At 37.6% G+C, this 25,168-nt stretch carries 22 protein-coding genes; 18 read left to right on the plus strand and 4 right to left on the minus strand.

Features of this window, described 5'->3' with window-relative positions; all coding sequences use genetic code 11:
* Window positions 1-29 precede the first annotated feature (29 nt).
* Entirely contained in the window at window positions 30-827 is a 798-nt protein-coding gene (locus tag FN756_RS08325) for a glycosyltransferase family 2 protein (protein ID WP_317131200.1), read from the plus strand.
* 79 nt (window positions 828-906) lie between these two features.
* Here FN756_RS08325 and FN756_RS08330 read toward each other — a convergent pair whose 3' ends face one another.
* The 4 genes from FN756_RS08330 to uvrB form a co-directional block, all read right to left on the minus strand.
* Window positions 907-3,399 carry a YfhO family protein gene (locus FN756_RS08330; RefSeq protein WP_142603208.1) on the minus strand — a complete coding sequence of 831 codons (2,493 nt, stop codon included), beginning with the start codon at window positions 3,397-3,399 and terminating at the stop codon, window positions 907-909.
* 154 nt (window positions 3,400-3,553) lie between these two features.
* Window positions 3,554-4,069, minus strand: coding sequence for an exodeoxyribonuclease X C-terminal domain-containing protein (locus FN756_RS08335; RefSeq protein WP_142603210.1), 516 nt, complete (start codon window positions 4,067-4,069; stop codon window positions 3,554-3,556).
* 134 nt (window positions 4,070-4,203) lie between these two features.
* Entirely contained in the window at window positions 4,204-4,500 is a 297-nt protein-coding gene (locus FN756_RS08340) for a DUF4834 family protein (RefSeq protein ID WP_142603212.1), read from the minus strand.
* Between the two features lie 129 nt (window positions 4,501-4,629).
* Window positions 4,630-6,660, minus strand: a complete 2,031-nt coding sequence (uvrB, locus tag FN756_RS08345; protein WP_142603214.1) for an excinuclease ABC subunit UvrB — start codon at window positions 6,658-6,660, stop codon at window positions 4,630-4,632.
* 143 nt (window positions 6,661-6,803) lie between these two features.
* Between uvrB and upp the strand changes: the two genes are divergently transcribed.
* The 17 genes from upp (at window position 6,804) to FN756_RS08430 (ending at window position 25,075) form a co-directional block, all read left to right on the plus strand.
* Complete coding sequence (gene upp, locus FN756_RS08350) at window positions 6,804-7,448, plus strand: uracil phosphoribosyltransferase (RefSeq protein WP_142603216.1); 645 nt, start codon at window positions 6,804-6,806, stop codon at window positions 7,446-7,448.
* Window positions 7,449-7,545: 97 nt separating this feature from the next.
* Window positions 7,546-8,250, plus strand: a complete 705-nt coding sequence (locus FN756_RS08355) for a YjjG family noncanonical pyrimidine nucleotidase (RefSeq protein WP_142603217.1) — start codon at window positions 7,546-7,548, stop codon at window positions 8,248-8,250.
* A gap of 288 nt (window positions 8,251-8,538) precedes the next feature.
* A complete protein-coding gene (locus FN756_RS08360; protein ID WP_142603219.1) occupies window positions 8,539-9,378 on the plus strand; it encodes a UDP-2,3-diacylglucosamine diphosphatase in 840 nt (279 codons plus the stop codon).
* Between the two features lie 20 nt (window positions 9,379-9,398).
* Window positions 9,399-10,394 carry a glycosyltransferase family protein gene (locus tag FN756_RS08365; RefSeq protein WP_142603221.1) on the plus strand — a complete coding sequence of 332 codons (996 nt, stop codon included), beginning with the start codon at window positions 9,399-9,401 and terminating at the stop codon, window positions 10,392-10,394.
* Window positions 10,395-10,481: 87 nt separating this feature from the next.
* Window positions 10,482-11,462 carry a DUF6427 family protein gene (locus FN756_RS08370; RefSeq protein WP_142603223.1) on the plus strand — a complete coding sequence of 327 codons (981 nt, stop codon included), beginning with the start codon at window positions 10,482-10,484 and terminating at the stop codon, window positions 11,460-11,462.
* Between the two features lie 154 nt (window positions 11,463-11,616).
* Entirely contained in the window at window positions 11,617-12,303 is a 687-nt protein-coding gene (gene purQ / locus FN756_RS08375; protein ID WP_142603226.1) for a phosphoribosylformylglycinamidine synthase subunit PurQ, read from the plus strand.
* 82 nt (window positions 12,304-12,385) lie between these two features.
* Entirely contained in the window at window positions 12,386-13,126 is a 741-nt protein-coding gene (locus FN756_RS08380) for a type III pantothenate kinase (protein ID WP_142603227.1), read from the plus strand.
* Window positions 13,119-14,417, plus strand: a complete 1,299-nt coding sequence (locus FN756_RS08385) for an OmpP1/FadL family transporter (protein ID WP_142603229.1) — start codon at window positions 13,119-13,121, stop codon at window positions 14,415-14,417. The genes FN756_RS08380 and FN756_RS08385 overlap by 8 nt, the downstream gene beginning before the upstream one ends.
* A 14-nt stretch (window positions 14,418-14,431) precedes the next feature.
* Complete coding sequence (gene lptC, locus FN756_RS08390) at window positions 14,432-14,992, plus strand: LPS export ABC transporter periplasmic protein LptC (protein ID WP_185955230.1); 561 nt, start codon at window positions 14,432-14,434, stop codon at window positions 14,990-14,992.
* 103 nt (window positions 14,993-15,095) lie between these two features.
* Window positions 15,096-17,189: a peptidylprolyl isomerase gene (locus FN756_RS08395; RefSeq protein WP_185955231.1), complete on the plus strand. Its 2,094-nt coding sequence runs from the start codon at window positions 15,096-15,098 to the stop codon at window positions 17,187-17,189.
* A gap of 91 nt (window positions 17,190-17,280) precedes the next feature.
* Window positions 17,281-17,796 carry a DUF2480 family protein gene (locus tag FN756_RS08400; RefSeq protein WP_142603235.1) on the plus strand — a complete coding sequence of 172 codons (516 nt, stop codon included), beginning with the start codon at window positions 17,281-17,283 and terminating at the stop codon, window positions 17,794-17,796.
* Between the two features lie 76 nt (window positions 17,797-17,872).
* A complete protein-coding gene (locus FN756_RS08405) occupies window positions 17,873-18,658 on the plus strand; it encodes a DUF3108 domain-containing protein (protein WP_142603237.1) in 786 nt (261 codons plus the stop codon).
* Window positions 18,659-18,774: 116 nt separating this feature from the next.
* On the plus strand, window positions 18,775-19,338 hold the full coding sequence (locus tag FN756_RS08410; protein WP_142603239.1) for a DUF3109 family protein: 564 nt from the start codon (window positions 18,775-18,777) through the stop codon (window positions 19,336-19,338).
* A gap of 148 nt (window positions 19,339-19,486) precedes the next feature.
* Entirely contained in the window at window positions 19,487-20,368 is an 882-nt protein-coding gene (rfbA, locus tag FN756_RS08415) for a glucose-1-phosphate thymidylyltransferase RfbA (RefSeq protein ID WP_142603241.1), read from the plus strand.
* A gap of 11 nt (window positions 20,369-20,379) precedes the next feature.
* A complete protein-coding gene (locus tag FN756_RS08420; RefSeq protein ID WP_142603243.1) occupies window positions 20,380-21,351 on the plus strand; it encodes a bifunctional phosphoglucose/phosphomannose isomerase in 972 nt (323 codons plus the stop codon).
* 69 nt (window positions 21,352-21,420) lie between these two features.
* Window positions 21,421-22,557: a GDP-mannose 4,6-dehydratase gene (gene gmd, locus FN756_RS08425; RefSeq protein WP_142603245.1), complete on the plus strand. Its 1,137-nt coding sequence runs from the start codon at window positions 21,421-21,423 to the stop codon at window positions 22,555-22,557.
* Window positions 22,558-22,564: 7 nt separating this feature from the next.
* Complete coding sequence (locus FN756_RS08430; protein ID WP_142603247.1) at window positions 22,565-25,075, plus strand: SLBB domain-containing protein; 2,511 nt, start codon at window positions 22,565-22,567, stop codon at window positions 25,073-25,075.
* The last annotated feature ends 93 nt before the right edge of the window (window positions 25,076-25,168 follow it).

Raw genomic sequence — 25,168 nt, forward strand, 5'->3', positions numbered from 1 at the left:
ACATATCGCATTTTACTAAACCATAAGCTTTGCAAGGCGGATATAGAACTCAACACATTTCTTCAAAGAAGACAGAAAATCTACCTGTTCTCTCGGTAATTACTATTGTTTATAATGGAGCTGATCTTATAGCGCGTACAATGAAAAGTGTTCTATCTCAAACGTACTCCAATATTGAGTACATTATTGTGGATGGAGCTTCAACTGATAATACCCTTGATTTAATAAAAAAACAGGAGGCTCAAATTGCGCTTTGGGTTTCAGAAAAGGATAAGGGCATTTACGATGCAATGAATAAAGGGCTCGAACTTGCCACCGGCGATTATATACTGTATATGAATGCCGGTGACCAGTTTTTTGCAAATGATACAGTAGAAAAAATATTCGCAAAAGATCCTAAAGCGGATATTTATTATGGTGATACATTAATTGTGGATGATGAAGGAAACAGCCTTGGTCCACGCCGTTTACGACCACCTCAACAACTTAATTGGAAAAGCTTCCGTTACGGAATGTTAGTGTGTCACCAATCTTTTGTGGTTCGCCGCAGTTTAGCCCCAGCTTATGATCTTCATTATAAAATTGCTGCGGATATTGATTGGTGTATCAACTGTTTAAAAGATGCTAAAACAATAATAAATACTGAAATTTTCATTGCCCGCTATTTGTCAGGCGGAGCATCATGGCAAAATCAGAAGCAGGCCTTGAAAGAACGTTTTGATTTGATGCAAAAGCATTACGGAACGGTTTCCGTCATTACCTCACATGTTGTAATTGCGGCCCGATACATTAAGTTTAGATTGCAACGGGGAAAGACAACGAATTAATCTAAAAACAAAAAACCTCCCGAGAATTTCGGGAGGTTTTTTGTTATAAACTTTAAGTCTCAACCCTCAGTCTTTTAAATTAGACTTTTTGTAGTTTCTGAGCGTCCGGCTCTTTTTTCTTTTTGTATTCAAACCAGGCTAAAGCCGCTAATCCTCCAATTAGTAAAATAGAGAATACCATTGAAATTTTTTCTCCGGTATAGTAAGCCTTAGGTTCAAACTTGAACTCAACAATGTGCTTACCTGCTGGTAATTGCATTGCACGTAAAACGTAGTTTGCACGGAAATAGTCAGCAGGTTTGCCATCAACGTAAGCATTCCAGCCTTTATTGTAATAAATATCAGAGAACACGGTAAGTTGTGATGCAGCTGAATTGTATTCGTAGCTTAAGTGATCCGGATGATAGTTGGTTAATTTGATGCTTGCTTTCGGATCAGAATCGATTCCCATGATGTTGATCTTGCTTTTGAAATCTTCATTAACAATGATTTTATCTTTAGGGTCAAAATTGGTTAATGCTTCTAATTCAGCGTTTGCATTAGGTACAAATTGTACTCCAGGAACGAACCAAGCATTACCCATTGCATGCGGATTCTGTTGCACAAAAGCTCCACGACCGGTACTATCCGGTGAGATGATGTATTTGGTGTTCAACATACTTAACACAGCAATGTTTCCACGTACAATTTGACTATCGATTAAATTCTGGTAACGTTTAAGTTTGGCGGCATGGTATCCACCAATGCTTTTGTGAAAAATAGAAGCACTTGGGTTGCTAAACGGATTTCCGGATGTCATGTCATACACACGGTAATAAGGATCTTTATCCTTCATGATATCAAGATCAACTTCACGTGGCTGTTGGTTTTGAGCCAATTCGCTTTTCTTTACAAAGTTTTCATCTTTCAAATAGCGTTTGTCAACGCCCCACATATCAACGATCAAAAACAGGCCTAATGCGATATAAGCATATTGTGCTTTGATTTTATCGGTAACAAAGGCCCAAATAACTCCGGCAGATAAAAGGATAAAGATGAATGAACGGATGGCATCGATTCTGGCGATTGAGATGCGGTCCATTATTAAGGCCTGAATAATTTTATGACTAAAGTCTGCTCCTCCCAATTGGGTTAACTGATCAACTAATGCAGAATCGTTAGGCGACTTAAATGACAATAATAAACTAGGAACGGCAATGAAAATTAGTAAGAAGCCGCCTAAGCCATAAACAGTGTGTTTTAATTTATTCAGAATTTCTTCTTTTTTAATTTCACCATCGAAAATTTGCTTTAGTAAGACGAATGCTAGTAAAGGGATGGCAATTCCGGCAATAACCAAAATGGATTCAACCGCACGGAACTTACTGTACATTGGGAAATAGTCGAAGAAAAGGTCTGAGAACCATTGTAAATTTTTACCCCAGGCAAGAACAATGCTTAACGCAGTTGCAATTGCTAACCACCATTTTAGTGGTCCTTTAACTAAGCTTAGTCCTAAAATAAATAAGAATACTACGATTGCTCCGAAATAATATGGCCCGGAGGTGAAAGGCTTGTCTCCCCAATAACGTCCCATACGGCCAATCTGATCAGCAAACTGTTCCGCTTGTTGTGGGCCAGCGTTGTTTTTAAGTAGTTCTTGATAAACATTTGATTTCTTGGTTAATGGAATTCCATTAGCACCTCCAAACGCATCGGGAACAAGAAATGTGATTGATTCTCCAATTCCTTCGCTCCATTGGTAAGCATATTCTTTAGCTAAGCCTTTAGAAACATTTCCGGTTTGGCCGGTCGTTAAATCTGATTTACCACGAGTTGATTCCTGAGCATACTCATAGTTAACCCATAAGGTACTAAAGTTAACGCCGATGCCCACAATTGCAGCTACCAGTAACGCCAGTGCAGGTTTTATAAAACTATTGAGTTGTTTAGTTTTAAAAGCATTTACAAATTCAACAATTGCCAATACAAGTACAGCAATCATTAAATAGTAAGTCATTTGTGGGTGATTCGCGCGAATCTCCAAGGCAAAGAAAAAAGCAGTTATAGCCGCTCCGAGATAAGCCCTGCCTCTGAAAGCCATAATAATTCCTCCTAAAATAGGAGCAAAGAAAGCAATGGCAATAGCTTTGGTTGTATGTCCTGCTTCGATAATTACGAAGTTATAAGAAGAAAACGCAATGGCCAATGCGCCAATGAATGCAAGCCAAGGTTTAAAACGAAGCATGGAAAACAAGAAGTACCCGCCTAATAAGTATAACAAAACGAAATTCACCGGATTAGGGAAAATATTGTTCCATACGTTAATAACGTGCGAAGCGATGTTTGCAGGGTATTGCGTCCAAATTTGGAAAGATGGCATGCCAGAGAACTGTGAGTTGGTCCAAAGTGGGCCTTTCCCGTCAATTTTCTTGTAAGCCATAATTTCCGTCTGCACAGCGGATGCATTCTGCACGTCGCCTTGAAACAACTTCTTGCCTTGCAAAATCGGACTGAAATACACGAAACAAATAATAATAAAGAGTGCGACTGCAACTACGTGCGGTAAATTCTTCTTAAGCCACTGGTTCATTCTGTTAAAGGTTCTTAGTTTTTAGGTGAGCCAAATATAGAAAAATGTCTTAACTGTAAAAGCTTATATTATAGATCTGGCAAAGTGGAAAATTTTCTTTGCTTAAAACAAAAAACGCGATACAAATAGGGTATCGCGCTTAAATTATCATTGTTTAGTCATCCCAATCATCTTCTTCATCTTCGCCTGTCGGTCCTTCATATGGGAAGTCATCCAGATCACTGAATAGATCATCTTCTTCATACGATGGAGGTGCCGGAGCAAAGTTTGCACGTTGCAGTTCAGGATTTAGTTCCTGTTCATCAACTTCGGTATTTAAATCCAATGATTCCATGCTTGTTTCATCATCATCATCCGGCATACCGAATTCTTGTTTCCAGGCTTCTTCATCAAAATAGGCATAAGCATCTTCTCCTTCTTCCTCTTCTAACCCCAGTGCTCTTACCCACTCGAGTCGTTTGGTTTCAAGAATGTCAATAGCTTCCTCAGAGATAGAAAGATCAGGATTCAGTTTCATTAAATCTTCAATTACCGGCGCGGTAATAAAGAAGTCTTTTTCTTTTCGAACGCATTGTTCAATATAGTCAGGATTTAACTTAACTACTTCTTCAAGTGTTTTACCCTGATAGTGGCCAAACTTTAATTCCGATTCCAGATCGTAGAAATGCATATTATATGATTACACAGATTATTAAATGAGATTATACCGATATGCTGTCGCGAGCTACCGGTTAAGTGTTTCGGTTTTTTATATGATTAAATTGATTTTTTGACAGTGATCCTTAAAACCTAAAGCCTCAAAATTTAGTTCACTTCTTCGTAATCAACAAAATCGCCGGCATTGTCCAATTTAGGTTTTCGTTTTTCGGTTGCAGTCGGCGGTACATAGTCGACATGAATAGAACCCTTTGGTTGGCTATGTTGATATTGATTTTGTTGGTATTGATATTGTCGTTGTTGCTGTTGATAAAACTCTTCAGCTTGTCGCTGGGCTTTACGAGCTATTGAAGTAAATAGAAATGGCGCAACAAATCGTAACAACACGCGGATCAACCACATGATCACTATAATTTCAAATATAAATCTTATAAGCGCTCCCATGATAAAGTAAAATAGTCTGCAAAAATAAGGGTTATGAGCGGAATAACTGTCAATTTATTGTAACGATTTATTACTCAGGCATTCCACTCCCTGGACAATGTTTTAAAAATTGAAGGCAAAGCAATTAATCTATTTTCCATACTTCTCCATCATTAAACCTTCTAAAGCAAACATTTCATCGCGCAGTTTGGCGGCAAGTAAAAAGTCCATTTCTTTAGCGGCTTTCTGCATATCCTTTTTGGTGTTATCAATGCTTTTTTGAAGATCCGTTTTACTCATGTATTGTACAATCGGGTCCGCAACCAAATTCAGCGTTTCGCTTTCTACATAGGCTTGCTGAACACCTCCCCGGAAATCAACCACAGACGTTTGTTCAATAATACCAGCTTTATCGTGTCCGACTGTACGAGGAGTAATTCCATGCTTTTCATTGTAATTGATCTGCTTTTCACGCCTGCGCATGGTTTCATCAATGGTGCGGCGCATGCTGTCGGTAATTTTATCACCATACATAATGACACGGCCATTTTGATTACGAGCAGCGCGGCCAATCGTTTGAATCAATGAACGGTCAGAACGCAAGAATCCTTCTTTATCAGCATCTAAAATAGCAACGAGGGTAACTTCCGGTAAGTCTAACCCTTCTCTTAATAGGTTAATACCAATAAGTACATCGAATTCTCCAAGTCTTAATCCTCGAAGTATCTCAACACGTTCAAGTGTTTTAATTTCAGAGTGAATATATCGACACTTGATACCCAGTCGGTCCATGTATTTAGCCAACTCTTCCGACATGCGCTTGGTAAGTGTGGTTACTAATACACGTCCACCTGCTTTTACGGTTTTATCGATTTCGTCTAATAAATCATCAACTTGATTGGTTACCGGGCGCACTTCAATAGGAGGGTCCAATAATCCTGTAGGCCGAATTACCTGTTCAATGATCACTCCTTCGCTTTGTTCTAATTCGAAATCTCCCGGAGTGGCACTCACATAAATGGTCTGTCCCGACAGGCTTTCAAACTCATTGAAATTTAAAGGTCTGTTATCCAAAGCAGCCGGTAAACGGAAACCGTAATCAACCAGCGCTAATTTCCGTGAGCGGTCACCGCCGTACATGGCTCTAATTTGAGGAATCGAAACATGACTCTCATCAATTACAGTCAAATAATCAGCAGGAAAATAGTCCAACAAGCAGAAGGGGCGAGCTCCAGGTTTTCTTCCGTCAAAAAAGCGGGAGTAATTTTCAATACCTGAACAGTACCCCAGTTCGCGCATCATTTCCAAATCATAGTTCACCCGTTCTTCCAACCTTTTAGATTCTAAGAAGCGATGTTCCTGGGTGAATTGCTCCTTGCGTTGCTCCAGCTCTTCCTGAATGGCCCAAATGGATTGGGTCATTTTATCTTTAGGAGTAACGAAAAGATTAGCCGGGAATATGGCCATATTGTCCATCTTTTCGATGGTTTTTCCAGTATCAGGATCGATAGCGCTTAGTTCTTCAATTTCATCTCCAAAAAAAGAAATACGATAGGCATAATCAGCATAGGCCAGGTAAACATCAACGGTATCGCCTTTCACGCGAAAAGTACCACGACGGAATTCAGCCGTTGTTCGTGAATACAAAATCTCGACTAATCGATGCAAAAATGCATTGCGACTTATACGAGTTCCAACGGCGATTCTAAAAATGGAATTCGCAAAATCATCGGGATTGCCCATACCATAGATACAGGAGATCGACGAAACCACAATTACATCCCTACGGCCAGACATTAAAGCGGAAGTGGTGCGAAGTCGGAGTTTTTCAATCTCCTCATTAATTTTTAAATCCTTTTCAATATAAGTATTGCTGGAAGCGATGTAAGCTTCAGGCTGATAATAGTCGTAATAAGAGACAAAATAATTAACCGAGTTTTCAGGGAAAAACTGTTTGAATTCACCATACAACTGAGCCGCCAATGTTTTGTTATGGCTTAAAATAAGTGTTGGGCGTTGAGTTTGCTGAATTACATTCGCAACTGTAAAAGTTTTACCCGAGCCTGTAACTCCCAACAGCGTTTGGTACATATCTCCCTTGTTTACACCTTCAACTAATTGTTTAATGGCTTCAGGCTGGTCGCCTGTAGGTTGATATAAAGAGGTAAGCTTAAAATCCATGTTGTCAAAGATAACATTTATCGGTTCTAAAGGTTCTAATAGGAGCAAAGTGCCACATCAAATAATGACTGAAATTTCTTAACTTCAAACTGTTTTCTTTTGCTTTTCAATCGGGGTTCTTACTTCTTAAAGCCATTAAGCATATGATACATCTCCTCAATAAAACACCGTCAATTGCTAATCAGTTCATTGCAGAGTTGCGACATATTGATATGCAGAATGATCGGATGCGTTTTCGTAAAAATATGGAGCGTTTAGGTGAAATTTTTGCCTATGAAATCAGTCGGAAAATGGAGTACTTGGAAGAAGATGTTTTAACACCTTTGGGTATGGCCAGGGTTCCATTAATTCAGGAACTGCCGGTTTTAACGACGATTCTTCGAGCCGGATTACCTTTACACCAGGGTTTGCTTAACTATTTTGATAGGAGTGATTGCGCTTATATTTCTGCTTATCGGAAAACCAGTAAAAGCAATGAATTTGAGATTAAAATGGAATACTTTTCAACTCCTGATTTATCCGGCCGGATCGTTATCGTTTCAGACCCCATGCTAGCAACCGGAAGTTCGATGGTGCTGGTTTGTAAAGAACTTTTGGCCCGTTTTGATATTAAAGAGTTACACATTGTTTCAGTTATTGCTTCTGCATTAGGAGTTGAACATGTACGGGCAAATTTACCTAAAGCACAATTATGGCTTGGAGCAGTCGATGAAGAACTTACCTCAAAAGCATACATCGTTCCCGGATTGGGAGATGCTGGAGATTTATGTTTCGGAGAGAAGATATGATCGGTTCATAGTGGATAGTTCATGGAGATTATTTAATTTCGAGCCATATCCAAAAAAAATCATAGCCCGTCAGTTCCTAGGTCTATGAACTAGAATCATGAACCAAAGTGCCAAATACAACCATCTCTTTTTCGATCTCGATCATACTATTTGGGATTTTGACAAAAACGCTGAAGAAACGCTACGTGAGCTTTTTATAGTTTACGATTTGCCATCCATTGGTTTGCATTCGGCCGATGAATTCATTACTACGTATACCCGTAATAATCATCAGCTCTGGGCTGATTATCATTTAGGAAAGATTAACAAACAACAGCTTCGTGAAACCCGCTTTCGCAAAACATTTATGGAACTTTCGGTAAACGAACACCTTATTCCTTTGGATTTCGAAAAGGATTATGTTCGAATTTGTCCGACTAAAACCCACCTCTTTCCTCATGCACATGAAACGCTTGCTTATTTGCAAGCTAAATACAAGCTACATCTTATTTCCAACGGATTTCAGGAATCAACACTAATGAAGGTTGAAAATACAGGTCTGGGAAAATATTTCGATAACATTAATATATCCGAAGTAATAGGTATAAACAAGCCTCATCGAGGTATTTTTGATCATGCATTAACCTTAGCAAACGGCACTGTTGATAATAGTATTATGATTGGGGATAGTCTGGAGGCTGATATCATGGGAGCGAAATCAATTGGCATGGATTGCATTTTCTTTAATCCCCGAAATGTAAAGCATGACATTGAAGTTGATCATGAAATTGCCTGCCTTGATGAACTTACAAAAATCTTATAAAAAGAAAGCCTGAAGCTTTTGATAAATGCAAAACGTTACGAGTATGGGTTAATTAAATCTTTACAAATTGTTCATATTTAATTAACACTAGGTTGGTTTTTTGAAGTGATATTTGAGTCAGTTAATTTAATAACTCTTAAATTAATGGAAACAAGTTTAATCACTTTTTTAATGCTTGCTGTTGTAGTGTTGGGTGTTTATTACCTTAGTCCGTTTGATTTAAAAGTAGAGGACGACGAAGAGTAAATGTCAGGATTACATTTCAAGCTAAACTAATTTAGCCCAGGAATGCCTAAACGAGAAGTGGAGATTGTCATCATATCTGACGTACATCTCGGAACATTTGGCTGCCATGCCAAAGAAGTATTAAAATACCTTAAAAGCATTAAGCCGAAAACGCTAATTCTTAACGGCGACATCATCGACATCTGGCAATTCAGCAAATCTTATTGGCCCGAAATGCACATGAAAGTGCTTCGGAAAATCATGAAATTAGTGAGTCAGGGTGTAAATGTGCATTACCTTACCGGAAACCATGATGAAATGTTGCGCAAGTTTGCGGATTTCGAAATGGGAACTTTTAAGCTTCAAAATAAAGTTGTGCTCAATGTTGATGGTAAACGCGCATGGATTTTCCATGGAGATATTTTTGATATCACCATGCAACATTCCAAATGGCTGGCAAAACTTGGCGCGGTTGGCTACGATTCTCTTATTGTTATCAATACATTTGTGAATTTCATCCTTACTAAATTCGGGCGGGAGAAAATGACTTTTTCGAAGAAGATCAAAGGGAGCGTGAAGAATGCAGTTAAATTCATGAATGATTTTGAAAATACTGCTGCATCAATTGCTATTGAAAAAAAATACGATTATGTAATTTGCGGCCATATTCATCACCCGGAGATAAAAGAAATAAAAAACGATCAAGGTTCGGTGACTTATCTTAACTCAGGTGATTGGGTAGAAAGCCTTACCGCTTTAGAATATAATAAAGGCAGATGGGAAGTTTTTTATTATAAACCCGAAGATTTTACGAATATTGATGTTGATACGGTAGGTGATGACAATGAAAATCTGGATTTAAAAGTGGATGTGAAGTTGTTGTACCAGGCACTTATGAAATAATATTAACCGATAGCTACAATTTGAAAATACTTTTCGCCATTCAGGGAACCGGTAACGGGCATATCAGCAGAGCAAGAGACATTATTCCTCATCTTAAAAAGTACGGCGAGTTGGATCTTTTAGTTAGCGGAACTCAAGCCGATGTGAGCTTAAATCAACCGGTAAAGTATCAGCTTCACGGTTTTAGTTTTGTTTTTGGGAAAAACGGAGGAGTAGATCATTGGAAGACATTCGAAAGCATGAATCTTGGGCAATTACAAAAAGACATTAAAACATTGCCCCTAGAACAATACGATCTCATCATTAATGATTTTGAACCGGTTGCCGCCTGGGCCTGTAAATTGCGTAACATTCCTTGTGTGGGTTTAAGTCATCAATCTTCCTTTCTTTCCCATAAAACACCTCGTCCAAAACGTATTATTCCTCACTGGGCCGAATTGGTTTTGAGTAGTTACGCTCCGGTAAAGGAAGCGGTTAGTTTTCATTTTGAACGTTATGATGAGCACATTCATACACCGGTTATTCGAAAGGAAATACGAGATCTGGTACCAGACAATAAAGGGCATTATACGGTTTATTTGCCGGCATATGATGATGTAAAGCTGGTTAAAGTATTGAAAGAGGTAAAAGATGTGCAATGGGAAATATTCTCTAAACACAGCAAAAAAATATACGACGACGGAAATGTTTCTGTACGTCCGGTAAATAATGCCGAATTCAATTTGAGTTTGGCAACTTGTGAGGGATTGCTGACAGGAGGCGGTTTTGAAGGGCCTGCAGAAGCCTTATTTCTAAATAAAAAACTACTGATTATACCGATGATGGATCAATGGGAACAACAATGTAATGCTGAGGCCTTACGCTTGTTGGGCGTTCCGGTTATAAAAAAAATTGGAAAAGACTTTGTTCAAAAAATCAGTGATTGGGTGCTGAATGGTACTTATATTAAGGTGAATTACCCTGACGAAACGGCTTCAATTGTAGAAAATCTTGTCAAAAAGTATGCGAGAGCTTAACTGGCGATAATATTCATTTATACTAGCTTCTTAGTTTTTTTTTAGCGTAAAAAGTAGGAATATTGCAAAACGCATTAAGCTAACCAAATGATCAATCTTTTTCGCAAGGCGCAGCCATCCAACTTGTTTTTTTTATTTATAATTATTTTGTTGCTGCGGGCGGCGGTATTGTTAAATCCAAGAATTTATACTGCCCTGATCATTTATCAGCCTTTTGCTAAAATTCTAACCTTTTTTACGTTTAGTTTTCTTTCAAATCCGGTTGCCAATATTTTATTTACAGCTGTAATTGTATTTATTCAGTCGGTTATTTTGGGTAGAATTATTACTAAATATAATTTTTTCCATAAAACATCCTATATTCCTGAACTCATGTATGCTGTGTTGAGCAGCCTATTTACCCCCTTTCTTACATTTTCTCCCATTATAATCTGCAATTTTTTATTGTTGTGGATTTTGGATAGAATTTTTTCACTTTACCGAACAACGAATACGATGGGCAGTGTTTTTGATATGGCCATTATTATTTCGATCGGTTCATTGCTCTATTTTCCGTTCATATTTATTTTTCCGATCATTTGGATTAGTCTGTTGATTTTTCGTGCTTTTTTATGGAAAGAATGGATGACAGCGCTTATAGGATTAGCCATACCCTATATTTTATTAGGTACCTGGTATTTTTGGAATAATGATTTTAATGATTTTTACAATGTTTGGTTACCCTTCAAATTTGTAGTTCCTAGTGCACTTGCAATCGAGGCCGAAGATTATTACGCATTAATTCCATTAGGTATCATTTTGCTGCTGTCACTAAATTCAGTGCGTGTAATGTTTTTTAAAAATGTTATACAAATACGCAAATCTCTGCAATCGTTAGCGGTATTAGCATTGGTTATAGTCGCTGCTTTTTTTCTATTACCCAACATGAAAATTAATCAATTAATGTTGGCTACTGCCCCCCTGGCGGTATTTATGGCCTTCTATTTTAATAATGCTCGGATACGTTGGTTTTATGAAAGTATTTTTTTGTTGTTGATTATTTCAATATTCTATTTTCAATTGTTTTAATCGCTTAGTTATAATGAGATAGGGGGGTAAAAGTGTTGTGGAGGGCAATAATTGTAAGTTCTGTCTTCCATCTCACATTTTCCATTAACCGTCCTCGAAAAAAATCCTACCTTTGCATTTTAATTCGTATTTCTCAATACTCAAATCTATTAAAATGAAATTTGGCGTTGTAGTTTTTCCCGGTTCAAACTGTGATCAGGATGCAATTAATCTTTTAAGTAATGGACTTGGCCAGCAAGTGGCAACCTTATGGCATAAAGATCATGATCTTCAGGGTTGTGATTTTATTATTCTTCCAGGAGGTTTTTCATATGGTGATTATCTGCGTTCCGGAGCAATTGCGCGATTCTCTCCGATTATGAAAGAGGTAATTGAGTTTGCAAACAAAGGCGGTTACCTGATGGGTATTTGTAATGGTTTCCAAGTTTTAACAGAAGCCGGGCTGGTACCGGGAGCGTTGTTGCACAATGTGAACCGAAAATTCATCAGTAAAAATATTTACATGAAGGCTCAAACCGAGAATTCATTAATTACTTCTCAAGTGGATACGGCTAAAGCGCTGAAAATTCCTATTGCACATGGCGAAGGTAATTATTATGCCGATGCAGAGGTGCTGAAAATGATTAACGATAATGACCAGGTGTTATTCCGTTACTGTGATGAAAATGGAAATATTACCCCTGAGGCTAATCCGAATGGCTCTATCCAGAATATCGCCGGTGTTTGTAACAAAAATCGCAATGTATTTGGTTTAATGCCACACCCGGAAAGAGCTGCTGATCCAATTTTGGCAAATGAAGATGGTTTAGCACTGTTTGAATCAATTTTACAAACTGTTTAATTATAAGTTTTTAAAAGAAAGCTGAAAACCGGAGGAGAATTCCTTTTACGTTTTCAGCTTTTTTATTTTTATAAATAGCGTGATGAATCTGGTAATTGACATAGGAAACCACCGGTGTAAAATTGCGGTCTTTGATAACAATGAACTGTTGGAAGTACATGCTACCGAAGAATCTCCTTTAGAAGCTGTTGATCGGTTTGTTGAAAAATATAAGCCTGAAAAATCGATCCTGTCATCAGTGGTAGTTACCGATGAAGCACTTATTCGCCGATTATCATTAGCCACAACATTCGTTCAGCTCTCAACAGCTTTACCGCTTCCTTTAAAAAATAATTATGGAACCCCCTCAAGTTTAGGGACAGATCGTTTAGCTGCGGTAATGGGTTCGAAAACCATTGCTCCCAACCGAAATGTGCTCACTATCAATGGGGGAACATGTGTTACCTTTGATCTGCTAACTGCAGATGGTGCCTATAAAGGAGGTGCAATTTCCCCAGGGCTGAACATGCGATTTGCTGCACTCAATACTTTTACCGATAAACTTCCGTTGATTAGTTTTGATGAAAACTTTGAAGCTTTAATCGGAACATCCACGCAGGAGTCAATTTTATCCGGAGTACAAAATGGGCTGATTGCAGAACTGGAAGGAGTGATTATTCAATATAGTGAAGTCTATGAAAACCTTGTTGTAGTAGTCTGCGGCGGTGATTCAAATTTTTTTGTCAGTCGTTTGAAAAATAGCATCTTTGCGCACAACCTTATTTGGCAACCTCATTTAGTGTTAATTGGGTTAAATGCCATTTTAAATTATCAATATGTATAAATTTACACGAGTAGTTACTTCAGTTTTACTTTCGTTAATAAGCGCTGGAGCTTTCGCGCAGGCAACCACTAATTCGCCATATTCAGCTTATGGAATAGGAGGGATTGTTGCACCAACATTTGTTCCTTCAAAAGGAATGGGAGGTTTATCCTTTAGTATGCGCAATCCTGATAATATTAATTTTGCCAATCCGGCTTCTTACAATGCACTTTATCTTACAACTATTGAAGCAGGTGCTCATGGTGTTTATAATAAATTAACTACCAGTAGCCTTAGTGAGAATAATAAAAACTTTTCTATTGATCACCTTGCCTTTGGTTTTCCTGTAGGAAAGGAAAATTCAAGTAAATGGGGAATGGCTTTTGGTATGCTTCCATTTAGTACCTCCGGCTATCAGGTAGGCACGAAAAGTAATTTGGATACAGTTCAGGTATCAAATAATTTGGATGGCGACGGTGGTTATTCACAAGTATTCATTGGAAACTCTGTGAAAGTTGTCAAGGACTTATCCGTAGGATTCAATATTTCTTATGTATTTGGAGAAATATCAAGAACTAATAATTCGGAGTTTACCATTCCTGGTGCTTTCAATAGCCGCACAACGAGTGCGACAAGCGTTAGCGGCTTTAATTTTAACTATGGTTTACAATATGTTTTAAAGAAGGGTGATCATAATTTAATTCTTTCTTACTCAGGTTCTCCTAAATTAAGGCTTGATGCGAAAACTGATTATGTTTCTGATCGTTATGTTAAAAATAGCCAAGGAACAATTATCCGTATGGATACTTCTGATTATCATCCTGGAGTGAAAGGAAGCTATCTTTTACCTTCACAACACGGTTTCGGCATTATGTACCAAAAACCATTTAAACTTCAGGTTGGATTAGATTTTCAATATCAGAACTGGTCCAACTTTGAACAAAATGATCAAAATCAAGGATTCAAAGATGCTTACTCAGTTATCTTAGGTACTCAATATACTCCTGATATTACTTCGGTTTCTAAATACAGTAATCGAATTGATTACCGTGCAGGTTTTAGCTACAATAAGTCATACTTGTACCTGAATAGCAAGAACATAAATCAAGTTCAGCTTAGTTTTGGAGTGGGACTTCCGTTATCGCATCAGTCATTTGGAGGAAATTTATATACTGCTTCAAAACTGAATATTGCTGTTGAATTGGGGCAACGCGGTACAACTGAAAATGATTTGGTAAAAGAGCAGTACGCAAGACTTAATTTTGGATTAACACTTAACGATCGTTGGTTCGTGAAGCGTAAGTTCGATTAATTAATCTAATCGTGTTGAGAAAGAATTTTAATTGGATAATTATTGGATTGGGGCTGTGTGTTATAGCCTGTTCTAATGATTTGGATAAGGTGAATACTATTTCTGCGAAAATTGCGGAGAAACCAGTGGAGCGCAGTAAGAATGTCGATCTCATCTTTTCAGACTCTGCAAAGGTTAAAGCAGAACTTAAAACTCCTGAATATCTTCAGTATAAGGTACAAAATCCTTACGATGAAATGCCTAAGGGCTTAAAGATTGATTTTTTTAGTCCTGATTTGCTTATTGAAAGTACGCTTACAGCGAAGTATGGTATAAGAAGATATAATGAGCAAAATATTGAGGTTCGTGATAGTGTAGTGGTGGTCAATAAGAATGGAAAAAGGCTAACCACCGAGCAATTGATTTGGGATCAACCCAAACACATGATTTTCTCAGATAAATTTGTTAAAATAACCAGTCCAGACGGCACTGTTCAACAAGGTTACGGTATGGAAGCGAATGAAGATTTGTCTAATATCCGAATCAAAAAATTCTCTGGAGAGCTTTATTATAAGGAAGGCTCAGAGACACCTTAAGGGGCTAGTTTCAAAAAAAATTCCTCAAAATGGAAAAATTTGTATCTTGCGCCGCTTAAAAAACCAATTGCTTTAAATTTTAAAATACAGAACTAATATGTTGATGAACTATTTACGTGAACGTGCAGGATTTTTAATCATCGGATTTATTGGTCTTGCTATTATTGCCTTTGTCGTTAGCGATGCTTTGCGATCGAGTTCTCCATTTTTACAGGATTCGCGTAGTAAAGTAGGTACTGTAGCGGGAGAAAATATTTCTTATCAAGAATTCAACAAACGAGTTGAACAAAATTTGAACGCAATTAAAGAGCAGAGTGGTGGTGTTGTGGCTCCTCAAATGGCAAGCTATGCTAATGAGCAAACATGGCAACAAATGGTGCAAGAGATTGTTTTCAAGAAACAAGTTGCTAAAACCGGCGTAGGTTGTGGAGCAGAAGAATTATTTGATATGGTACAGGGTAAAAATCCTGACCCTCAAATTCGTCGTATTTTTACCAACCCTCAAACCGGTGAATTTGACCCTAAGTCAGTTCTTACGTTCTTACACAACAAGGATAAAGATCCGAATACTCAAAAACAATGGAATGAATTTGAGAAAGGGTTGCAATTAAGCCGTTCAACTCAAAAATACATGGGTTTGATTACCGGTGCGATGTATACTACTTCTCTTGAGATGAATCAAGCCAACGTTAACAATACAAAAACAGCTAGTATTAAATATCTAACTCTGAATTATGCTTCAGTTGCTGATGCTTCTGTGAAAGTTAGCGATGATGATATTGAAAAGTATTATAACGAAAATAAATACAAATACAAGCAAAAAGAAGATCAACGTACTTTCGAATACGTAGTAATTAATGTAACGCCTTCTAAAGAAGATACTTTAGCTTCTCAAAAAGACATTGAAAAAATTGCTGCTGATTTCAAAGCATCAACAAATGATTCTTTGTTCTATGCTGTTAATGCTGATACAAAAATGCCTTTGACCTACATGAAAAAAGGACAATTGTCGGCAGTGCTTGATTCAAATTTATATAATGCCTCTGTAGGTACCGTTTATGGTCCTTACTTTGAAGATGGAGCTTATAAGGTAGCTAAATTATTAGGAGTTAAAAATATGCCTGATTCTGTTAAAGCTCGTCATATTTTGATCGGTGCTCAAAAGGGTGGTTTAACTCCAATGGGTATTGCCACAGCTGATAGCTTGAAGAAAATGATTCAATCAGGTAAAGCGAAATTTGCTGATCTTGCTAAAACTCATTCAGATGATCCAGGTTCAGGTAGTAAAGGTGGAGAATTGGGCTTCTTTAGCCGTGGCATGATGGTTCCTCAGTTTGAAGATGCAGTGTTTAATGGCAAACCTGGAGACATTAAAATTGTACAAACGCAATTTGGTACGCACTTAATTGAAATTGAGGATCAAAAGAATACTTCAAAGGCTGTTAAGATTGCGGTAGTAGATCGCGTATTTTCTCCAAGTCAAAATTCGCGTCAGACTTCTTTTGCAAAAGCAAATAATTTCCTTGCCAGCGTTAACAATGCAAAAAGTTTTTCTGAAGCGGTAGAAAAAGCAGGCTTAACTAAACGTATTTCAGATAACATCGGAGCTAATGCTGCAGAAGTTACTGGCTTAGGCAATTCACGTGAAGTTGTTCGTTGGGCATTTCGTGCTAAACAAAATGATGTTTCAGAAGTATTTGATGTAAGTGATAAATATGTGGTAGCTCACTTAATTCAAATTCGTGAAAAAGGATATGTTCCATTGGAATATGTGAAATCAGAAATTGAAGTAGCTGTTCGCCAAGCGAAAAAAGCAGAGCAACTAGCTGAGAAAGCAAAAACAGCCATGAATGGTGCATCATCAATCGATGCTGTAGCAGCTAAATTGGGAACTCCTGTACAAGTTGCTGATGGCCTTACGTTCAATAATCCTGTCATTAATGGTGTTGGTCAGGAATTGAATCTTATGGGTTCTGTATTTGGTTCAACTGCGGGTAAATTGGGTAAAGTAGTTAAAGGAGATCATGGTGTGTTTGTTTACATGGTACAAAACTTTGGTACTCCTGCACCAATTGCTGATGTTAAAGCAATGCGTAATAACCTTGAAATGATGCAAAAACAAATTGCAAGTCAGGGTACGATGGATGCCTTACAAGATAAAGCTAACATTAAAGATAATCGTGCTAAATTCTATTAATAGATATTTTTAAGTAATTTTAAATCTAAAAGACCACCTTGTTGTTAATAAGGTGGTCTTTTGATTTAAGGATTTGTAACAACGGCTCAATATGGATATTCAAGAAACATTTGTAAATAAAGTCGCAAACAGCGGATTAATCAGCTTTGATCTGGCCGATTATTACGATAAAGGCGAGCGACTGTTGTATGATATGAAGGAGAACCTCTTTCAGGGATTGATACTTCGGGAAAAGGATTTTAGAGAGTTTGTTAAAAATCACGATTGGACTCAGTATAAGGATAAAAATATAGCAATAATATGTTCAGCCGATGCCATTGTGCCAACGTGGGCTTATATGTTATTATGCTCAAAACTTGAGCCATTCGCTAAATGTGTTGTGTTTGGCAACCTTGAGTACTTAGAAAGCGTCTTGTTTACAAATGCTCTTCATAAAATTGATATAGAAAATTATCGCGATCAGCGAGTAGTTGTAAAAGGTTGTGGGGATATACCTGTTCCTGTTTCTGCCTACGTCGAAATTACCGCCAAATTGCGTCCGGTAGTGAAAAGCATAATGTATGGCGAACCTTGTTCAACTGTACCCATTTATAAGAAAAAGGATTAAAATTTTTTATCCGAATTTTATAGTAGATTTTAATGTAGTATCTTTTTGCGCGTGACGTTAAAAAAATTAAATCAATATGAGAAAACAGTTTCTGCTTTTAAATTTACTGATTAGTTCATTTTTATCCCATGCTCAAATATCTCCCGAAGTAGGTAATCCACCTTTCCAAGTGGGAGAAGAATTACGCTATAAAATTCGTTATGGCTTATTAAACTGTGCTGAAGGTATCATGCGTGTTGAGGAGTCCCCTAAGGAATTTAATAATAGTAAAGCGTTTAGGCTGATAGCTAGTGGGCAAACCTCAAGTGCGGTGTCATGGATTGTAAATGTTCAAAATAGATGGGATTCTTATGTAAATGCAAATACGCTACTGCCATATATGTTTACAGAAACGGTAAGAGAGGATAACTATCGCCGCGAGGGGTATATCAGCTTTGATCGTAAAAATAAAAAAGCAAACACCAACAAAGGGGTTTTCAATATCAATGAAGATACGTTCGATATTATTTCCATGTTTTACTATGCTCGGGCTCTTGAGTTGTCGGGGGTAAGGCCGGGAGATGTTTTAACATTTAGCTATTTTCTCGATGATACTTTATATCCGATGAATATTCGGTATTTGGGTAAAGAAAAAGTTAAAACTCCCAATGGTAAAGTAGAGTGTTTAAAGTTTACTCCGTCATTAGTTAAAGGCCGCATTTTTAAAAAGAATGGAAAAATGTACTTATGGGTTACTAATGATGCAAATCGTATTCCGGTTCGCGCAGATGTTGAAATCCTGGTTGGGGCCATTCATCTTGATCTGATTTCCTATAAAAACTTAAAACATCCTTTCGGGCAATTGGCAATGAGCGATAAATAGATAAATAATTGCTCCCGAACACTATTTGAACCAGATCGTTCATAACCTTTTCAAAATTTGTAACTTTGTCGCTTACAAAATAGCAGTGAGTAACTGCGCCTTTTAAGTTATAAATTATGATTCAGGTAGAGAACACGTTGGTGCATGAGGATATTATTAAGGAATATTTCGTTTGTAATTTAAATGCCTGCAAGGGAGCATGTTGTGTGCAGGGAAATGCTGGTGCTCCTTTAGAGAATAATGAGCGTGAAATTCTTGAAGAAATCTACCCTAAAATAAAACCTTATCTTACAGAAAAAGGTATTCAAGCCATTGAAAAAGATGGTACTTATGTAGTCGATTTTGAGGGTGATTATACTACTACCTGTGTAGACGGAGATCAAGAATGCGCATATACTGTATTTGAAAACGGGACAGCTTTATGTGGCATTGAGCGCGCTTGGAAAGATGGTGTGATTGATTTTCGTAAACCTATCTCCTGTCATTTATATCCTATCCGAATTACTAAATACCCTGAATTTGATATCCTAAATTATGACCGTTGGAACATCTGCTCAGCAGCTTGTTCACATGGTAGTGAATTAAAAGTATCAATTCATCAATTTTTAAAAGAACCACTTATTCGTAAATATGGCCAAGCCTGGTATGATGAGTTAGAAGAGCAAATTGCAATGCGCTAAATAGCTGCTTCTTCTGAATTCTGTACATGTAATTTATATCACTAAATTTTTATAAATTCGCCGCGCAAAGTGTTTTTTGTTAGACACATGGCGGTCTTGTGCGATGACGATAACTCGCTGATAAATTACCTATTTAAAATAATACTTAGTGAAAGGAATTATACTTGCCGGAGGTTCTGGTACGCGCCTGCATCCATTAACATTGGCCACGAGTAAGCAGATGATGCCTGTTTATGATAAGCCAATGATTTACTACCCATTGTCAACATTGATGGTGGCCGGAATTCGTGAAATTTTAATTATTTCCACTCCTCAGGATCTGCCTAATTTCGAACGTTTATTGGGTGACGGTTCTCAACTCGGTTGTGTTTTCAAATATGCTGTTCAGGAACAGCCAAATGGACTTGCGCAGGCATTTGTTATTGGTGAAGAATTTATTGGGAATGATGCTGTAGCCTTAGTGCTGGGTGATAATATTTTTTATGCTGATGGCTTAACAGAACTATTGCAGAATTGTAAAGATCCTGATGGCGGAATTGTATTCGCATACCATGTTTCCGATCCGGAGCGATATGGGGTTGTGGAGTTTGATAAAGATTATAATGCACTTTCAATCGAAGAAAAACCTGCGCAGCCTAAATCTAGTTATGCTGTTCCCGGTTTGTATTTCTACGATAATGAAGTAGTAAGTATTGCCAAGTCATTAACTCCATCGGCAAGAGGAGAATATGAAATCACAGATATCAATAAAGAGTATTTGCGTCGTAAAAAATTAAAAGTGGGCATTATGAACCGCGGTACAGCCTGGCTGGATACAGGTACTTTTGCTTCCCTTATGCAGGCCGGCCAATTTGTACAGGTAATTGAGGAGCGTCAAGGATTAAAAATTGGCTGTATTGAAGAGGTTGCCTACCTGATGAACTTTATCGACAAAGATCAACTTAAATGTATTGCCGAACCATTGAAAAAAAGCGGGTACGGTCAATATTTATTAAACGTAATAAAAGAACACGAATTATTTCAGTCATAATATACTAAAGTATGAACTACATTAGCCAGGAACTAAAACAATTTTCAAAGCAAATTAAATATGCAGTTGATAACTACAAATCACATGGCATAAGTGCAGATAGCATTTCTAATATTGTTATTTGTGGAATGGGCGGATCGGGTATTGCCGGTCGAATTATTAAATCCTATTTTAATGATAAAATCGCCGTACCAGTTGAAATTGTTAATGATTATAGCCTTCCTCGTTATACAGGCCCGAGTACTTTAACTATTTTTTGTTCTTATTCAGGAAATACGGAAGAAACGGTAGCTGCTTACCAAATTGCGCGTGAAAAGGGCTGCAAAATTATAGCCATAACCGGGGGCGGACAGTTGCAGGCAAAAGCTAATGCAGATGAAAATAGAGTTTATCATGTTGAAGGTGGTCTTCAGCCTCGTATGGCACTAGGATCTCCATTAACCTATTTGTTTTTAATTTTCTTTGATTTATTAGGTCAATATAAAAATGCTGATCTAACCAAAATTGCAGAATTCGCTTCTAATACCGATGATTATATTAATCAATCAGGAGAAATTGTAAATCGTTTTGCAGAAAGTGTTAGCAATAAATATATAATAATTTGTGATCCGTTTTTTGAAGGAGTAGCTATTCGTTTCGCTCAACAAATTAATGAGAATGCCAAGTTAGAAGCATTTGTAAATGTGTTGCCGGAGGCTAATCATAATTCAATCGAAAGCTATTACGGAAAACAAAACACCAACTTTATTTTCATCAATAGTCGCAGCAGTAACCGCACAAATCTTCGTTTTGCATTCCTGAAAGAATTATTAGGCGAGGCTGTTGTTGCTGAAATTTTGGTTAAGGATACTTCTTTGAACGCCCTTTATCATAATATTTATCTGCTTGATTGGATGTCATTACAAATAGCTAATAAAGTAGGAGCAGTATCCAACCAGATTGCTAATATTAATTCGCTAAAAGAGTTTTTAAGTAAGCAATAATAATTTCGTTATCGGTTAATGTCTCGAAGTAGTCAGGTAGGTGTTAACCGGTAACAAGAACCACACTAAATGAAAGTTGCACTAATTACCGGTATTACGGGACAGGACGGAGCGTACCTGGCAGAATTTCTCCTGAAAAAGGGATACTTTGTTCACGGTTTAAAACGTAGAAGTTCGTTGTTTAATACGGATCGTATTGATCATCTCTATCAGGATCCTCATGAGGAAAACCTGCATTTAAAACTGCATTACAGTGATTTGACGGATTCAACCAGCTTAATACGGATCATTCAGGAAACTCAGCCTGATGAAATCTACAACTTGGCTGCAATGAGCCACGTAAAAGTTAGTTTTGATACTCCGGAGTATACTGCTAATGCTGATGGTATTGGTACTTTACGAATTCTTGAAGCAGTTCGTTTACTTGGCTTAACAAAAAAAACCAAAGTTTACCAAGCTGCAACTTCTGAGTTATACGGTTTGGTTCAGGCAGTTCCTCAAAGTGAAACTACCCCTTTTTATCCACGGTCGCCGTATGCAGTAGCTAAATTATATGGTTACTGGATAACCGTTAACTACCGTGAAGCGTATGATATGTTTGCCTGCAACGGTATTTTATTTAATCATGAAAGTCCTATTCGGGGAGAAACTTTTGTGACTCGTAAAATTACACGCGCGGCAGCTAAGATTGCTTTAGGATTGCAAGACAAACTTTATCTGGGTAATCTGGATGCTCAACGTGATTGGGGCCACGCAAAAGATTATGTGGAGGCCATGTACCTGATTTTACAGCAAGAAAAACCTGAAGATTTTGTTATTGCCACGGGCGTTACTACCCGGGTACGTGAATTTGTACGTATGGCCTTTGCTGAGCTGGGAATCGAACTGGAATTTAGCGGTAAAGCTGAAAATGAAAAGGGTGTAATTATTAATGTGGATCATGAACGTTTGGAGGAGTTGGGAATTAAGAATGAAAACTTACACCTCGGCACAACAGTAGTAAAAGTAGATCCTAAATATTATCGCCCAACGGAAGTTGATCTATTATTGGGCGACCCAACAAAAGCCATGACTAAATTAGGCTGGAAGCCTAAGTATGATCTTCCTGCTTTGGTTAAAGACATGGTTCATTCTGACTTACATCTTGTTCAAAAAGACAAATATTTAGCTGATGGCGGCTTTAAAGTCATGAATTATTTTGAATAAATACCTTATGAATATAAAATTTAGAGTTCTAATAAATATCGTTCTTTTAACATTAATCATAATTGTTGGTAAACCGCTTATCACTTTAGCTCAAACTGGAGGAATTTCAATTGAAAACCTGGCGAGCGTTAAGGTTGATAATTTATCAGATGATCAAATTAGAAAGTTTGTAACTCAAGCTCAAAACTCCGGATTAAATGAAAGCCAATTGGAACAATTAGCTCAGCAAAAAGGAATGCCAGCAACTGAAATTGCAAAGCTAAAAGAGAGAATTGCAAAGCTTGGCGGTATTACTACTCAAACCAGAAACGGGGATAAAAGTCAAAAAACAAACAGGACCTTTGATCAAAGTGAATTGGGCAATAATCCAGATTCTACATTATTAAAGAAAAAATCTAAGGTTTTTGGTGCTGAACTATTCAATAATAAGAGTCTTTCTTTTGAGCCTAATTTAAAACTAGCTACTCCCGGAAATTATCAAATTGGGCCTGAAGATGAATTGGTAATTGATATTTATGGCAACTCAGAAGCAACTTACCGTTTACAAGTTTCTCCTGAAGGTTCTATCCGCATTCCTTATTTAGGGCCGGTTTATGTGAATGGCTTAACAATTGATCAGGCTAGGACCCGTATTAATAACCAACTGGCTTCTATTTATTCTGGTATCAAATCGAAACAAACCTCGGTAAATATTACATTAGGTAATATCAGAACCATAAAGGTAACGCTGATTGGAGAAATTAAACTTCCGGGAACCTATACCTTACCTTCATTAGCTACTGTGTTTAATGCATTGTATGCTTCCGGCGGCCCGAATGATAACGGTTCGTTTAGAAATATAAAAGTAATCAGAGATAGCAAAGTTGTTGCCGTAATCGATATTTATGACTTTTTGTTGAAAGGGAGTCAGAGCAAAAACATTCGTTTGCAAGATCAGGATGTAATTAAGGTCAGTCCTTATCAAACGCGTGTAGAATTAACCGGAGAAGTTAAGCGTCCTGCAATTTATGAGACGCTGAAATCCGAAACGCTCGAAGATGTATTTAACTTTGCCGGCGGTTTTACCGATAATGCCTATCGCGATATGGTAAAGGTGGTTCGTAATACAGCTAAAGAAAAGAGTGTTGCCGATGTTCCTGCTACTATTTTTGGCATGTTTACCCCGCAAACCGGTGATGTGTATACGATAGAGAAGATATTGGATCGTTTTGCCAATCGTATCCGTATTGGAGGGGCTGTCTTTCGTCCCGGAACCTTTGCTTTGGAAAATAATATGACCTTAACTCAATTAATCAAAAAAGCAGAAGGTCCACGAGAAGATGCATTTATGAACAGAGCGACGATCAATCGATTGAAGGGTGATCTTAGTCCGGAAGTAATCGCATTTGATCTGAATAAGATTCTGGACGGAACTCAGGCTGATATTGTGCTTAAGCGAGAAGACAGCGTTTTTGTTTCTTCAAAGTTTGACCTGAGGGAAGAATATTCACTTTCGATCGATGGGGAAGTACTAAGACCCGGAACTTACGATTTTGCTGATCATATGAGTCTTAATGATATGATTCTATTAGCCGGTGGTATTAAAGAGTCTGCTTCTTTGAGTAGGATTGAAATTGCCCGCCGGATGAAAAATGTGGATTCACTTTCAAAGAGAGCTCAAACGGCACAGCTTTATAATTTTTCGATTACAAAAGATCTGAAGGATAATCCAGAGGTTGCCAACTTTATATTGCAACCGTTTGACGAAATTCACGTTCGTCCTGCGCCAGGCTATGAGCAACAAAAGAAGATCACGATTGAGGGAGAAGTACTTTATCCAGGCAATTACACCATCATTAATAAAGGTGATCGTATTTCTGATGTAATTAAGCGTTCAGGAGGGTTATCTGCCATTGCATTCCCTGAAGGAGCAGTATTACTGCGTAAGCAAAAACTTACTGAGACCGATAAAATGCTTAAAAGGGAACGATTGAATGCATTAATTAAGCAAAGTAGAGATACATCGGCCGTTATTAAGGAATTAACTAAAGAAGAAAAAGCAAAAGGTGGAATGGGCGAAAAAACGGAGATGATTGAACTTGCTGAAAAAGCTGATTTACTCGGAATTAATCTTCCTAAGATCCTTGAAAAGCCGGGATCAAAATTTGATATTTTGCTTGAAGATGGAGATGTGATTAAAGTGCCTAAGGAGTTGCAAACAGTGCAGGTAAAAGGAGAGGTTCTTTATCCGATTTTGATTCGTTATAGCGGTAATAAAGGATTTAGAGATTATATTTCCAATGCGGGCGGATTTTCCATCAAAGCGTTAAAACGCAAATCGTACATAGTATATGCTAACGGTACAGTAGCCAGTACCAAGAAGTTTTTATTCTTTTCAAGTTATCCTTCAGTTAAACCAGGAGCAGAAATTTATGTGCCGGCACGTGAGGAAAAAGAAAGAATGAGTACAGGAGCCATCGTTGGAATTACCTCAAGTATAGCATCGTTGGCTGTTGTGCTTGTATCGTTGTTTAAATAGAAACTAATATAATTATGATAAAAATGGCTTCCCCAACGATCAGGAAGCCATTTTTTATTACTCAAGTTTCTTCTCACGGAACTTTCCTAGGAA

The sequence above is a fragment of the Solitalea koreensis genome, assembly GCF_900182575.1.
Lineage (GTDB): Bacteria > Bacteroidota > Bacteroidia > Sphingobacteriales > Sphingobacteriaceae > Solitalea > Solitalea koreensis.